General features: G+C 64.8%; 11 protein-coding genes. 8 read left to right on the plus strand and 3 right to left on the minus strand.

Annotated elements, in window-relative coordinates:
* Positions 1-358 precede the first annotated feature (358 nt).
* The 5 genes from IDH44_RS12285 to IDH44_RS12305 all read left to right on the plus strand — a co-directional run bounded on the left by IDH44_RS12285 (position 359) and on the right by IDH44_RS12305 (position 7,782).
* A complete protein-coding gene (locus tag IDH44_RS12285; protein WP_190918054.1) occupies positions 359-3,817 on the plus strand; it encodes a PAS domain S-box protein in 3,459 nt (1,152 codons plus the stop codon).
* A gap of 60 nt (positions 3,818-3,877) precedes the next feature.
* Complete coding sequence (locus IDH44_RS12290; protein WP_190918056.1) at positions 3,878-5,230, plus strand: sensor histidine kinase; 1,353 nt, start codon at positions 3,878-3,880, stop codon at positions 5,228-5,230.
* A gap of 19 nt (positions 5,231-5,249) precedes the next feature.
* Complete coding sequence (locus tag IDH44_RS12295) at positions 5,250-5,852, plus strand: response regulator transcription factor (protein WP_317890177.1); 603 nt, start codon at positions 5,250-5,252, stop codon at positions 5,850-5,852.
* A gap of 242 nt (positions 5,853-6,094) precedes the next feature.
* Positions 6,095-7,108, plus strand: a complete 1,014-nt coding sequence (locus IDH44_RS12300; protein ID WP_190918057.1) for a DoxX-like family protein — start codon at positions 6,095-6,097, stop codon at positions 7,106-7,108.
* On the plus strand, positions 7,105-7,782 hold the full coding sequence (locus IDH44_RS12305; RefSeq protein ID WP_190918059.1) for a DUF4166 domain-containing protein: 678 nt from the start codon (positions 7,105-7,107) through the stop codon (positions 7,780-7,782). The genes IDH44_RS12300 and IDH44_RS12305 overlap by 4 nt, the downstream gene beginning before the upstream one ends.
* A 481-nt stretch (positions 7,783-8,263) precedes the next feature.
* On the opposite strand, the gene IDH44_RS12310 is transcribed toward IDH44_RS12305, so the two are convergent.
* Positions 8,264-9,373, minus strand: a complete 1,110-nt coding sequence (locus tag IDH44_RS12310) for a toxic anion resistance protein (RefSeq protein ID WP_190918060.1) — start codon at positions 9,371-9,373, stop codon at positions 8,264-8,266.
* Positions 9,370-10,023, minus strand: a complete 654-nt coding sequence (locus IDH44_RS12315) for a 5-bromo-4-chloroindolyl phosphate hydrolysis family protein (protein WP_190918062.1) — start codon at positions 10,021-10,023, stop codon at positions 9,370-9,372. The genes IDH44_RS12310 and IDH44_RS12315 overlap by 4 nt, the downstream gene beginning before the upstream one ends.
* Positions 10,024-10,279: 256 nt before the next feature.
* Between IDH44_RS12315 and IDH44_RS12320 the strand changes: the two genes are divergently transcribed.
* Genes IDH44_RS12320 through IDH44_RS12330 form a run of 3 tightly spaced genes read left to right on the plus strand, consistent with a single transcriptional unit; the run spans position 10,280 to position 12,244 of the window.
* On the plus strand, positions 10,280-10,486 hold the full coding sequence (locus IDH44_RS12320) for a hypothetical protein (protein ID WP_190918063.1): 207 nt from the start codon (positions 10,280-10,282) through the stop codon (positions 10,484-10,486).
* Positions 10,476-11,774, plus strand: coding sequence for a DNA polymerase IV (locus IDH44_RS12325; protein WP_190918065.1), 1,299 nt, complete (start codon positions 10,476-10,478; stop codon positions 11,772-11,774). The genes IDH44_RS12320 and IDH44_RS12325 overlap by 11 nt, the downstream gene beginning before the upstream one ends.
* Positions 11,771-12,244: a hypothetical protein gene (locus tag IDH44_RS12330; RefSeq protein ID WP_190918066.1), complete on the plus strand. Its 474-nt coding sequence runs from the start codon at positions 11,771-11,773 to the stop codon at positions 12,242-12,244. Before IDH44_RS12325 ends, IDH44_RS12330 begins: the two co-directional genes overlap by 4 nt.
* Positions 12,245-12,255: 11 nt before the next feature.
* Here the strand turns inward: IDH44_RS12330 and IDH44_RS12335 are convergent, their stop codons facing one another.
* The gene (locus IDH44_RS12335; protein ID WP_223869619.1) at positions 12,256-13,467 is read right to left on the minus strand and encodes an ROK family protein; all 1,212 of its coding nucleotides are present in this window, start codon (positions 13,465-13,467) and stop codon (positions 12,256-12,258) included.
* Positions 13,468-13,507: the final 40 nt, after the last annotated feature.

Below are 13,507 nucleotides of genomic sequence, written 5' to 3' on the forward strand. Positions count from 1 at the left end.
AAGAGTTTTGCTCGATCCGGATACGACCGTGGTACGATTCATTAGGTAGGGAAGCAGCCCGGCCCGCGCCCCGCGCGGTGCCGGGCTTTTGGCCGTTCATCTACATGAGGCCGGCCGCGCCGTTTCGCCTTGAAATCGAGCGGGGCCTTGCGTTTCACACGCCGGACCGAGGCGCTCGATTGCTCGGAACGAAGCCAGCGCGGCCGCCAAAAGCCCGGCCGCGCCGTTTCGCCTTGCAGGGCTTTACAGCCGCAGGGGAACTGGGTATGATTTTAAGCAGCAGGGCGCGCGTTTATTTGACATGTATTCCGGGTAAATAGCGGATATGCGTCTTTTACACGGCTGTGGAGGTGGAGAGATGTCCGATTCCCACTTGCATCGTACGGCAATGCTGGATGGGTTGTACAAGCACGCGATCAACGGCATTGGCGTCATCGACCCGCATCATAATAAATTGGTGTATGCGAATCGAACTCTGCATGCGCTGCTGGGCTGCGCGCCGGGCTTGCTGCCGGGCAGCGAGCTGCCGGGGCGGCTGTATGCGCAAGAGGATGCGGCGAACTGGCTGAAGGCGGCCTGTGCGAGCTGCCTGAGCGCCGCCGCGCCGCAAGATGGACATGAGGTGGTCATGACCCGCCCGGCGGGCGGGCAGTTGCTGACTCGGCAGCGCCTGTCGCCGCTGGAGGAACCATCGCTCGGGCAAGGGCTGCTGCTGCTCGAGGTGGCGCGCGCCGAGCCTGGTGCGAGCTGGCAGCTCCCGCTGCTTGACAATCGTAATCTGCTGCTTTTATTGACTCGCAATTTTCAGGATCTGATCTCCGTCAGCACGACGGACGGCACGCTGCTCTATGTCTCGCCCTCGGCCGAACAGGTACTGGGCCTGCATCCCGAGGAGATGGTCGGGCGCAGGCGCACAGACTTTTATCATCCGGCGGATGTGCGCGAGATGGAGCAGCCGGGCATGCTGTACTCCGAGAAAAATATGTTCCGGCGGCGGGTCCGGCATACCTCGGGCCACTATTTGTGGCTGGAGATCTGGTCGCAGGTCGTCTGGGACGAGCAGGATCAGATGGAGAAGGTGCTTTCGGTCGGGCGCAATGTCACGGAGCGCAAGCGCAGCGAAGACAAGCTGGCCAAAGCGCAGCGGATCGGGCGCATCGGGACATGGGATTGGGACGCGTCGAGCCGCGAGCTGACGACTTCCGACCAGACGCGCCGCATTTTCGGGTATGCAAAGGGCGACCCGCCGCACAATGCGTTCGACTTCTTATCCTACGTGCATGCGGCCGACCGCGACCTGACGTGGCGGACGTTCCGCGATTCGGCGGAGCGTGCGGGGAGCACGGTGATCGAGCACCGGATCATTACCGATGACGGCGTCGTCCGGGTCGTGCAGAACCAATGGGAGACGATTGTCGACGAGTCCGGCCGACTGCTGCAGATGGTCGGCATCGTGCAGGACATCACCGAGCGAAAGGCGATGGAGCAGCGACTGCTGCAGAATGAACGCAACTTCAGGATCATATCCGAGAGCTCGCATGATTTTATTTCCCGTCATCGCGCAGAGCGGCCGTTCACCTTCCTGTATGCCTCGCCGGTGTGCAGGACCATACTGGGCTATGCGCCCGAGGAGCTGACCGGTACGCCGGGCACGCATTATTTGCATCCCGAGGACAAGTCGCGCGTGGCGCGCATTCTGCGGTCGCTGGCGAGGGACAGGCGCTCGGAGGCGTTTGTGTTTCGCTTTCGGCACAAAAACGGCTCGTATGTCTGGTTCGAGACGACGAGCCGATACGTCCAGGACGAAACGGGCCATTCGGGCGAGATCATCTCGATCTCCCGCGACGTGACTGATCGGCGGCAGCTGGACCTCAGTCTCCAGGAGAGCGAGCAACGCTACAAGTCGCTCTTCGAATACAATCCGGCGGCGGTCTATTCCATGGACCCCGAAGGCCGGATTCTCAGCGCCAATCGCAGTCTGCAGCAGCTCAGCGGCTACGGACAGGCGGAGCTCATCGGCCGGCCGTTCGCGGAATTGGCGAGCGATCACGATCGCAGCCGAGCGCAGCTCCATATCGCCCGCGCGTCGCAGGGGGAAGCCCAGCATTACGAGGTCAAGATGGTCCATCGCGACGGCCGCCAGCTGCAGCTGAGCGTGACGAATGTGCCGATCGTCGTCGGCGGCCAGGTCGTCGGCGTGTTCGGCATTTCCAACGATACGACCGAGCGCAAGCGCTACATGGCGCGTATTGAGAAGTTGAGTTACGAGCACAAGAGGATCCTTAATTCGCTGTCCGAGGGAATCTTTCGCCTCGATGCGGACGGCCGTTCGACCTTCATGAATACGGCGGCCGCGGCGATGCTGGGCTTCGGCTATATGGAGCCGATCCTGCCTGCGGATCTGCATCAGCTGCAACAGAGCGCCTCCGACGGCACGCCGGCTATTCTGGGACGGACGCCGATCGTTCAGGCCGTACGCGAGGGCAGGCGGCTGCGGGAGACCGAGGCGGTATTCTGGAAAAGAGACGGCTCCAGCTTCCTCGTCAATTACGAGGTAACCCCGCTGTACGACGACGGCAAGTCGATCGGCGCGGTAGTCGTCTTCCGCGACATTACCGGCGAGAAGGAAATCATTCGCGCCAAGGAATTCGCGGAAATGGCGGATCACGCCAAATCGGAATTCCTCTCGATGATGAGTCACGAGTTGCGCACGCCGATGAACGGCATGGTCGGCATGGTCGATCTGCTGCTCGATACCGAGCTCGACGACGAGCAGCGCAGCTATGCCGAGATTATCAGCCAGAGCAGCGAATCGCTGTTGCATATTCTCAACGATATTCTGGACCTGAGCAAGGTCGAGGCCGGCAAGCTGGTCATCGACGCCGAGCCGATGCGGCCGGCTGACATGCTGGAGACGGTGCGGGAGCTGTTCACCGCGCAAGCGGCGGACAAGCAGATCGCATTGCGGTGCGTGCTGGACCCGCATGTGCCGGAGCTGGTCGTATGCGATCCGGTGCGGCTTCGTCAGGTACTGGTGAACCTGGTGAGCAACGGCATCAAATTCACCGACGCCGGCAGCGTGTCCGTCTCCTGCTACATCCGATATCGCGACGAACACGAGATCATTCTGGAATTTGCGGTCCAGGATACCGGCATCGGCATCCCCGAGGACAAGCTGGACCAGTTGTTCCACTCCTTCTCGCAGCTGCATTCGGGGATGGGACGCACCTATGGAGGGACCGGGCTCGGGTTGGCCATCTGCAAGAAGCTGGTCGAGCTGATGGGCGGGTCAATCGAGGTGCAGAGCCGCCAGGGCGAAGGGTCGATCTTCCGCTTCATGCTGCCGGTCGCGCTGCCGGAGCAGGTCGCCACCCGCGAGGCCGGGCTGCTGCCGGCCGGGGTGGAGCTGCCGGCTTTGCAGGCGGCGGCGGTGGAAGCGCGCGCGACTGGGGAGGAGCGGGTTCGTATCCTGGTCGTGCAGGAGCTGCGCGTCAATCAATTCATTCTCCGGAGCGTGCTCGGCAAGCTCGGCTGCGCCGTCGACGTGGCGGAGAGCGGGGAACGCGCGCTGCAGCTGCTGGAGCGCGGCCGGTATCGCCTGATCCTGCTGGATCTGCACATGAGCGACGCCGCCGAGACCGCCGAGCGGATTCGGCGCAGCTGCGCCGGCCGTACGGAGCCGTACGTGGCGGGGCTCGCTGCCGATCGCCGGCTGGCCGACGCCGACGTCTTCGAGGCAGCGGGGATTCTGGAGTTTTTGCACAATCCGGTGCGGCGCAAGGAGATCGAAGCGCTGCTGCAGCGATTGACGCAGTGAGACGCGGGGGCCGCTAAGGCGCTATATTGCTGCAGATTCGGAAAGGAGCGGTGCCCGGCAATGCTGGCCTATGTTATTGCGCTGCTGACAGCCGCGCTGGTGCTGGCCGCCGTCAGCGGGCGCAGCGAGAGCGGCCGCTGGGCGTCGCTGTTTCTGCTGTGCGCTTCGACGGGCGGGCTGGCCGAGCTTTGGCGGTCCGGGGCGGCGACCGGCGACGCAAGGGCGGTCGAGCTGCTCGCGCTCTTCAATGTGACGTTTACGCCATACGCGGTGTTGATTTTTGCGCTCGTTTACGACCGTCTCGGCTCGTCTGGCGGCAGGCGCCTGTGGAAGGGGCTGCTCGCGGTGCCCGCGTTGCTGACTCTGGGCATCGCCTGGGCCGGGACGGCTCCCGTCCAGCCGGACTATCGGGTGCTGCTGCTGTGGGCCGGTCCTTATTATGCCGCGGCCTGCTGGCTGCTCGTGTACGCACTGCGCCGGGAGCAGGAGCCCGCCATGCGGCGCAATCGCCTGGTGACGACGACGATCATGGTGCCGACGCTGCTGGCCGTGACCGTGCTGATCTATGTCGGACGCGCGCTGGACCCCGCCTTCGATTTTTTTCCGTACGTCGCTTATTTCATCCTGTACTCGCTGAGCGTGGCGGCGCTCTGCGTGTTCGCGTACGGGGTGCTGGGCGTGCGGCTGCGTCTGGAGCGCGACCCGCTCGAGCAGGCGATGCAGGCGGCGAGCACAGGGGTGTCGGTGTTGAATCACACGATCAAAAACGAGGCCGGCAAAATCGCCATTCACGCCGAGTTGCTCAAGCGGCGGCTCCCGGCGGCGGATGCCGCGGCGAGGGATCAGCTCGGCGCGATCGCGGCCGCCTCGGACCATCTGCTGCAAATGGCGGGAAGGCTCCATGCCCGCACGCAGCGCGTCATGATGAAGCCGCGGGTCTGCGCGCTGCACGAGCTGATCGAGCAGGCGGCCGCTGCCTGGAGCGCCGAGCTGTCGCGTCGGCGCATCGAGCTGCGGCTCGCGCTTGACGGCGGGCATGCGCGGGTCCGCTGCGATCCGGCACATATGCTGGAGGTGCTCCACGTGGGCATCGGCAATGCCGTGGAGGCGATGGACGGCGGCGGCACGCTGCGCATCACGCTGCATCGAAGGCGTCGCCACGTCGAATTGACGATCGCCGATTCCGGGCACGGCATCGCCAAGTCGGCGGCGGCTCGTGTATTCGAGCCGTTTTTTACCACGCGTGGCGGCGGCCGTAATTACGGCTTGGGCCTGGCCTATGCGCACAATGTCATGCGCGCTGCCGGCGGCGCGGTCAAGCTGGTGAGCGAGCCCGGCTCGGGCACGGAGCTGCGGCTGCGGCTGCCGCTCGTGCGGAAGCCGCAGAGCGGGAAGGGAGGCGGACGGGATTGAGCCGATTCGCGTATTGATCGTGGAGGACGATCCGGATTGGATCAAGGCGATTACCGCCTATGTGAACGAGGAGCCGGACCTGCTGGTCGCGGGAGCGGCGGCCAGCGCCGCGCAGGCGGTGTCGCTCGCGCGCACCGTTCCCTTCGACGTCGTGCTGCTCGATATCCAGCTCGGCGACGGCGCAGACGGCCCGGACGGTATCGATGCCGCGCTGGCGATCGGTGAGCTGCGTCCGGCCCGGATGATCATGCTGACCGCCATGGACGACCCGCGGCTGATGACCGAGGCCTTCGCGGCCGGCGCGGTCAACTATTTGGACAAGACGCGGTTCGCCGAGCTGCCGCAAGCGATTCGCACCGCCTGCCGCCATTCGGGCCCGATGGATGCGCTGCTGCTGGAGCTGTCGCGGCTGCGGCGCGAGGAGCGTCTCTCCGTGTTGACGCCCGCGGAGCGAGAGGTGTATGAACGGATCGAGGAGGGCCGATCCCAGTCGGAGATGGAGCGGGAGCTCTACAAGTCCGAGCGCACGATCAAAAACCAGGTCGGCAAAATTTTAAAGAAACTCGGCGTGCGCAGCAGGCGCGAGGCGGTGGAATTCGTGCGGCGGGGCCGGTCGCGCTGAAGCGCAAGCCCTGACCCATGACCGGACTTAGCGTGCCAGGGGAATACGATGCCGGAGAACCGAAGGGGTACCACGAAAGGTGGTACCTTTTTTGGCGTGGCGCTATAAAAGTTGGGACTGCCCGGACGCGTGGCGTCGCAGGTACAATGACAGCAACGGGACGTGCGCTGCGGTGGCCATCTGCAACGGGATGCGCACTGCGGTTGCCGCCCGGAGCCATGTAGAAAGGGCGGAGAAGGAAGATGACAGCAAACAAAGCGATCTATGTGGAGCTGAATATGCGCACGGACCTGGAGACGCTGTGGCGGCGGACACAGGTGCCGGAGCTGCACGCGAGCTGGGATCTGCGCTTCAGCGAGATTGTGTATGTGCCGCGGCCGGACGAGGCGCGGCCGCAGCGTTTTTTGTACCGGACCCGCATCGGCTTCGGCCTGTCGATCGCCGGCACCGGCGAGACGCGCTCGGCCGGGGCGGCGGCCGGACCTCGCCTGTCGACGCTCGTGTTCGACTCGGATCATCCGTGGTCCCTGATCCGGCGCGGGGCCGGGTATTGGCGGTACGTGCCGCATGCGGACGGCACGGTGACCTTCTTGACGCGCTACGATTATGCGACGCGCTTCGGCGGCGTGGGACGCTGCTTTGACCGGCTCGTGTTCCGTCCTCTTTTTGGCTGGGCGACGGCCTGGAGCTTTGACCGGCTGCGGCTGTGGCTGGAGGAAGATAGACGCCCGAGGGAGACGCTGGAGCGTGCGCTGCTTCATTACGGGTGCCTGCTCGCATTGATTGGGGTCTGGATCTATCAAGGGGCGGTGCCGAAGCTGCTGCATGCCTCCGGAGCCGAGCTGGAGCTGCTGCGGGATGCGGGGATGACCGAGCAGGTCGCCGTGGCCGCGCTGCGCGCGCTCGGCGGGGCGGAGGCGCTGCTCGGCCTGCTCGCTTGGCCGCTGCGCCGCCGCAAATCGCTGTACGTGGTGCAGGCGGTGCTGCTGTTGCTGCTGGCCGCGGCGGCGCTGACGATCCGTCCCGGCCTTGCGGCGGAGCCATTCAATCCGGTGGCGCTCACGCTGCCGCTGCTCGGATTGTGCTTGGCCGCAGGCCTGACGAGGCTCCGTCTGCCGGATGCGAGGCGATGCATGAGGGCGCCGCGCGCGGATGGACGGCTCCATCATGCCTGCATCGTCGTCGATGGCTCTGCCGACCACGACCAGGCAGCGTCCGACCCATGTGCGGCGGACGGGACAGGAGGCGCGTCATGACGTCGATCTACGCGCAGACGCTCGGCCGCGACTTCGAGCGCTTGCATCCCCGTATCCGTGAGCGCTTCGGATGGTGCAGCGCGGACGGCGTCGCCGCGATCGGAGAGGGCGAGATGTACACGATCTGGCATGCGCCGTGGGCGGCCGCTCCGCTGGCCATCGGGGCGCGGCGGCACATCCTTTTTCCGCATAGCGGTCGCGACATTCCGTTCACGGTGGAGAATTATGCGTATCGGGACCGGTACGGGCGCGAGACCGTCACCTGGATCCGCACCTTTCGCTTCGCCGATCGGATTCGCCGCTTCGATGCGACGATGATCCGCTCGGCGCGGCGCGGCGGGATCGTCGACTATCTCGGCACGCGGCAGCATCTGGCGGTCGATCTGGAGCTGGCGGTGTCGCCGCAGGGCGGTCTCCGCATCCGTTCGGGGGAGCAGCGTGTTTACGAGGGCCGGATCGGCTTTCGCTGGCCGAATCGCTTGACCGGCGCAGCGGATGTGCACGAGTGGTATGATGAGGAACAGGACCGTTACCGAATTGAGGTGAAGGTGGCGAATCGCTGGCTGGGCCCGATTTTTTATTATTCGGGAGCGTTCCGCTCGCGCCTGATGCCGCTCGGTCTGCGGGCAGTGCCGCTGGACGCGAGGCCGCTGCGCGAGGAAGCGCGCGAATAGGGAGAGGCGCGGCCAGCAAAGGCGCTGCAAGAGCGCTGCAAGGGCGCTGTATTGGGTCAGCGCCCGGGTCAGTGAGGCTAAGGATCCTTCACGAAATAACCAAAGACAGCTCATCCATCAGGCGGGCAAAGGGACGCACCTCAGCTAACGGTTGCCGGCGCGCTTATTTCGATCGATTTCAGGCGATTTCTAGGCTAGCGGTTGCCACAGCGCTTATTTGGCCTCAATCGCGTTTTTTCGATGGATTTCAAGAAAATAAGACCTATGGCAACCGTTACAATTCAATCCGCGCTTTTTTGGGCGCAATAGCCGCTGTGGCAACCGTTAGGTTCGTTGGCGGATGGTGAAGGGATAATGACGGTTTCAATCGCACCAGGTTATTCTGTAATGGACACTAAGCCGGGCAGACTGCGCCCCCGGGGTCTGTATGCATCTCCGCAGGGCGCAGATGACGGCCCTAGGCGAGACAACTTACACGCCGCTAGGCGGTGCCGGCCCGCGGCGGCAGCTCGGCGATCTCGGCGATCCTGCGCTTCAGCTCCCGCTCCATCTCGACGAGCTCTGCTTCGGCCTCGCGGCGCTTGTCCCGCCCCTCGCCATAGATGGCCATCGTATCCTCCAGCGTCGAGACGAGCTCCTGATGCACGCTGCGCAGCGTGTCCATGCCGATCATGCCTTCCTCGCTGCGCGCGGCGATCTCCACCGACAGCTCGCGGGTGCGCTCGGCGCCGCGGCGCATCCCGGTCTCGATATGCTCCTTGACCCGATCATGCACCTCCAGGGCCCGCCCGACCCGCTCCTGGGCGAGACCGGCGACGAGGTCCATCTTCCATAGCGGGATCAGATTATAGATGACGGATTGAATCTTCTCCATCATCAGTTGCTCGCCTTGCTGGAGCAGCCGGATGCGCGGCGCCTGGGTGAGCGACAGGAAGCGTGTGCGATTGAAGTCGTCGAGCCGCACCTCCAGCCGGCGGATGAAGGCGTCGAGCTCGCCCAGCCGCTGGCCGTCCCACGGGTCGGTCCCTTCATCGGCGAGGGCGGACAGGCGCGGGCGCTCCTCGCGCTCGGCCTCGCGCAGGCGCAGCTGCACGGCCGCGATATGCAGCTCGAGCCGTCTGAAGTACTCGTGATTGCGCTTGAGCACCAGATCGAGCAGCTGGATATCCTTTTGCAGCATGATGTACGCCTCGTCCAGCCGGCCGCGTATCGTATCGACCTGCACCTCCAGCGTCTGCGTCTGCTGCAGCGCGCGCTTCGCGCCGCCGAGCCACTTGCCGACGATCGGCAGTCCGCCGAGCGCGCGCTTGCGTCCGCTGAGCTCGGCGGGCACCTGCTGCACCGCCAGGATGAGCTCGGTCACCGTCTCGCCCACCTCGCCGCTGCGTCCGCTCCGCACCTGGGCGAGGATCGAGCCGGCGAACTCGGCGATCTCCTCCTGGATGTCGTTGCCGAATCGGCTGACCGAGGCGGAATCCTCGAGGCTCAGACGCTCGGAGAGGCGGCGGGCTTCTTCCCGCTCGCGCGGGCCGAGCTGCTCGACGATCGCCGCGAGGTCGCGGCTGCCGCGGTCTTGGTTGTTCGTGGTCATGAATTCATCCTCCTCGCTTCCATCGGCTGGGCGGGCTCGCTCTCGCCCCGCATCATATGCTCCAGTGTGTTGACCTCGACTTCGACCTCGACCAGCTCGTCGTTGAGCAGCTTGCGCAGCGCCTTCAAAAAACTGCCTTGCAAGCCGACCAGCGCATGCTCGATGCGCTTGGCCTGGAACTCCATCTCCTTGGTATAGACCGGACTGCTCATGAACTGCTCGTATTGCCGCATGAGGCGATGCGCCGTCTGCAAATAATAGTCGTAGTGGCGCTGCACGAGCGGCAGGGCGGCAGGCCGCTGCCGAATCTTGTCGGTGATGCGCTCCGCAGTGTCGCACAGCTCGCCCACGCGCCGGGCGACCTCTTGGTCCGCCACCGCCGAGGCGATGCGCAGCAGCTCCTCGACCTGTTGCGCGCCGCGCGTCAGCGTACGGTTCGCCTGAGCCGTGATCGGAGGAAGGGCTTCCTTCGGCGGTGGAGCCGCCGCGGGAGCGGGGGGCTGTGCGGCGCGCGGAGCGGGCGCCCGCGCGAGGCGCTTTTGCGCCGGTCGGGCGTGTAGCCGCGGCGCTTTCGCTTCGGCGGCCCCAAGCTGCCGAATGACGTAGTACAGCGCGCCGAGGATGAGTGCCAGCAGCAGAATTTGGATCAATGCATACTCCCCTCCCGAGGGCCTTCCCATGCGGACGGCATGGCGAAACAAGCCAGGTAAAATAATGGTATATATTACCCTTCGCCGTCTATGTCGAAACACCTTCTGCACTTGCAGAAAATCCATCATTTTCAACTGGTATAGGATCGTATGTTCGGTGTATAATAGGAACAGGAGTTCTTATTCGGCGTGCAGGGCGGTCCGCTTGGATCTGCGCCGCCAGAGGACGGCGCGAGCCGTTTTGGAGGGATGAGAGATGACAACGGGCATCGAGCAGTGGACGGGACGGGTGGTGGAGATGATCTATCTCGACCGCAAGGGCGCATTCTCCAAACGGCGCGTCCGCATTATCGCAGTCCGGGACGGCCGGGTGCGGGCCTACTGCCTGCGCGCGCAAGCGCCGCGGCTGTTCGCGGCGGAGCGGATCATGGCGCTGCTGCCGGTGGCTTCGCATGCCGGCTGAAGCGCCGGCCCCGGGCATTCTCCACGGCGGCCGGCGCGAGCGGACCATCATGCTGATCGACGGACAGTCCTTCTACGCATCGGTGGAAAAAGCCGCCCATCCGGCCTACCGCGACAGGCCGGTGGCGGTCGGAGACCCGGAGCGGCGGGCGGGCATCATTCTCGCCGCGTGCCCCCTGGCCAAGAAGCGCGGGGTGACGACGGCGGAGCGCCTGTTCGAGGCGCTGGCCAAGTGCCCCGAGCTGGTGGTCATTCGGCCCCGGATGCAGACGTACATTACGATTTCCTTGCTCATTACGGAGATTTACGAATCGTTCACCGAGCTGGTGGAGCCGTATTCCATCGACGAGCAATTCCTCGATGTCACAGGCTCGCTCGGGACGAGCGGCGATGCCGACGCTCTGGCGCGGGAGATCCAGGCGAAGGTGCTGCTCTCTACGGGCGTATGGTCGCGGGTCGGCATCGGACCGAGCAAAATATTGGCCAAGATGGCCACGGACAACTTCGCCAAAAAGCGCGCCGGCGGCGTCTTTCGCTTCACCGGGGACAACGTCGAGACCGACCTGTGGCCGCTGCCGGTGGAGCAGATGTTCATGGTCGGCTCCAGGATGACGTACCACTTCTGGCGCATGGGCGTGCGCACGATCGGCGATATCGCGCGGATGGAGCTGGGCGACTTCCAGCGCAAGCTGCGGCGGGCGATGGGGCGCCAATCGGATATTCAGGCGGGCTATTACTGGCAGACGGCGCGGGGCATCGATCCGAGCCCGGTCGTCGCCTCGGTGCGCGAGGCGCTGCAGTCGGTGAGCCACGGCAAGGCGCTGCGCGCCGGCCACTATCGCGAGCTCGCAGATATCGAGGTGGTGCTGCTCGAGCTCGTCATCGAGGTGTGCAGGCGGGCGCGGCGGCTCGGCCGGCAGGGCCGGGTCGTCTCGGTCGGCGCAGTGGAGAGCGACGGGGAGCGGTCGTATTCCTTCAGCCGGCAGACGACTCTGCCGCAGGCGACCTCGCTCACGCACGAGGTGGCCGCGGCGGCCCGGCGCTTGCTTGTCGCCCATTGGCGCGGCAGGCCGGTGAGCCGGCTATTTATTTCGTTGACGCAGCTGTCGGGCGACGACACGTATCAGCTGACGCTGTTCGAGGACCGTACGGCGGCGTACGAGCTGGAGCGGGCCTCGGACACGATCAAGGCGCGCTTCGGCGACGATGCGCTGATGCGGGCGTCTTCCTTGCTGGAGGCGGGCGTGGCGCGGGAGCGGGCAGAGCAGATCGGAGGGCATTATCGGTGACCAAACTCGACGGCAACGTGCGTTGGCAGTCCAAAATGCTGCTGACCGAGCATCAAGAGCAATACGAGTCTCGCCATGATTCAAAGGCGGCGGGGCGGGCAACGCCGGAGGAGCTGACCATGATCCGGGATCATGTGCTGCTGCCCCATCTGCTGACGATCCTGCAGAGCAGCATGAACAAGCTGGAGCATGCTCCGAACGTGCTGAACAAGCTGTTCGCAGCCATGGGACGGCAGCTGATGAATCGCGTCTCCAAGGACATGTACGCCCTGAGGCGCGAGCTGCGGCGACGCAACATCAAGATCTTGAACGACGAGCAAGCTGATCTGGTCGTCTATTATCGGTATGTCTGCCGCGGCTACGAGGACCGCTTCGGCATCGTGCGCGAGGTGATGCGGGCCGAGATCAGCCTGCGGCTGACGCGCTACGTGCGCGAGCTGACGGAGCTGACGAAGGAGTACGGCAAGTGAGCGCCCTGCCGCTAATGCAGGGCCAGTTCCCGCACCATCAGCGCCGCGCCGGTCGCGACGGCGTCCTCCCGCAGCTCGCCCTTGGAAAAGCTCGGCCGATAGTCGGGGTAATGGTACGTGTTGTGAATGGCGGTCTCGATGGAGGAGGTATAGAAGGGCTCCCAGGCGTTGACCAGCGTGCCTCCGAGAATGACCTGCTCCGGATGAAAAATGTTGATCAGGTTGGCAAGTCCGATACCAAAACAGGCGGCGGCCTGCAAAAAAAGCTCGCGGACCGCAGCATCCTCCTGGGCCAGCGCCCGCATCAGCAGATCGAACGTAATCTCGTCGGGTCCGACGAGGTAGGCGGAGGTCAGATGACTGCGGCCCATGCGAGCCTGCAGACGGGCCTGCTTCTCCAGCGCCTGAATGGAGGCGAAGGCCTCGAGCGCGCCGTAATTGCCGCTCTCCTGCAGGCGCGGGCCGCCGAGCTGAATGATCATCTGCCCGATCGCGCCCTCGCGGTCGATCGAGCCGTGCACGAGCTGACCGTGCGACATCATTGCCGAGCGCAGGCCGACGCCTGCATGGACGTACAGCATATGCTGCGGCTGCGCGCGCCGCATCGCCCAGCGCTCGCCGAGCAGCGCCGTGTTGGCGCCGTTGTCGAGATAGGCGGGCAGGCCGCAATGCTCTCCGATCAGCGTGCAGATCGGCAGATCGTGCCAGCCGGGCGCCGGATAATGCAGCGGCTTCAGGATGCGCCCGGCCTCGCGGTCGAGCGGGCCGACCGCCCCGATGCCGATGCCGAGCACCTGGGACGCCTCGAGCTGATGGTCCTTGAGCAGTGTGCGAATCGTCGCCGCGACATGCGCGGCGAAGACAGGGGGTGTCATCGCCTCGTCCATCCGCCAGCGTGTGAAGGACATCGGGTTCATCTGCATGTCGAACAGCCCGAGCGCCGAGTAAAAGCGGGAAATCTCCAGCCCGAACATGTAGCCGTAGGAGGCGTTGAGGCTATACAGAATCGGCTTGCGCCCCCCGCTGGACTGTCCGCGTCCGGAGACCGTCAGCAGCCGCTGCTCCAGCATTTCGTCCAGCAGACGGCTCAGGGTGCTGCTCGTAAGGCCGGAGCTGTCCAACAGCTCGGCCTTGGAGGCGATGCCGCCGATCTCGATCCGGTGATAAATTTGGTTTTTTGGCGTGGTCCGATAGTTCGTCATCATATGCCGATTATACTTCATCGCTTCTCCAAAAAGAAGCACCTTGCACGGAACGAAGATT

It is taken from the genome of Paenibacillus sabuli (genome assembly GCF_014705605.1).
Classification (GTDB): domain Bacteria; phylum Bacillota; class Bacilli; order Paenibacillales; family Paenibacillaceae; genus Paenibacillus_D; species Paenibacillus_D sabuli.

What these genes read in the sequence shown, in the direction of transcription:
- IDH44_RS12310 (WP_190918060.1), bottom strand. Translation starts at nt 9,373, where the DNA reads ATGACCACGAACAACCAAGACCGCGGCAGCCGCGACCTCGCGGCGATC.
- IDH44_RS12335 (WP_223869619.1), bottom strand. Translation starts at nt 13,467, where the DNA reads ATGAAGTATAATCGGCATATGATGACGAACTATCGGACCACGCCAAAA.
- IDH44_RS12325 (WP_190918065.1), top strand. Translation starts at nt 10,476, where the DNA reads ATGCCGGCTGAAGCGCCGGCCCCGGGCATTCTCCACGGCGGCCGGCGC.
- IDH44_RS12300 (WP_190918057.1), top strand. Translation starts at nt 6,095, where the DNA reads ATGACAGCAAACAAAGCGATCTATGTGGAGCTGAATATGCGCACGGAC.
- IDH44_RS12285 (WP_190918054.1), top strand. Translation starts at nt 359, where the DNA reads ATGTCCGATTCCCACTTGCATCGTACGGCAATGCTGGATGGGTTGTAC.
- IDH44_RS12305 (WP_190918059.1), top strand. Translation starts at nt 7,105, where the DNA reads ATGACGTCGATCTACGCGCAGACGCTCGGCCGCGACTTCGAGCGCTTG.
- IDH44_RS12320 (WP_190918063.1), top strand. Translation starts at nt 10,280, where the DNA reads ATGACAACGGGCATCGAGCAGTGGACGGGACGGGTGGTGGAGATGATC.
- IDH44_RS12290 (WP_190918056.1), top strand. Translation starts at nt 3,878, where the DNA reads ATGCTGGCCTATGTTATTGCGCTGCTGACAGCCGCGCTGGTGCTGGCC.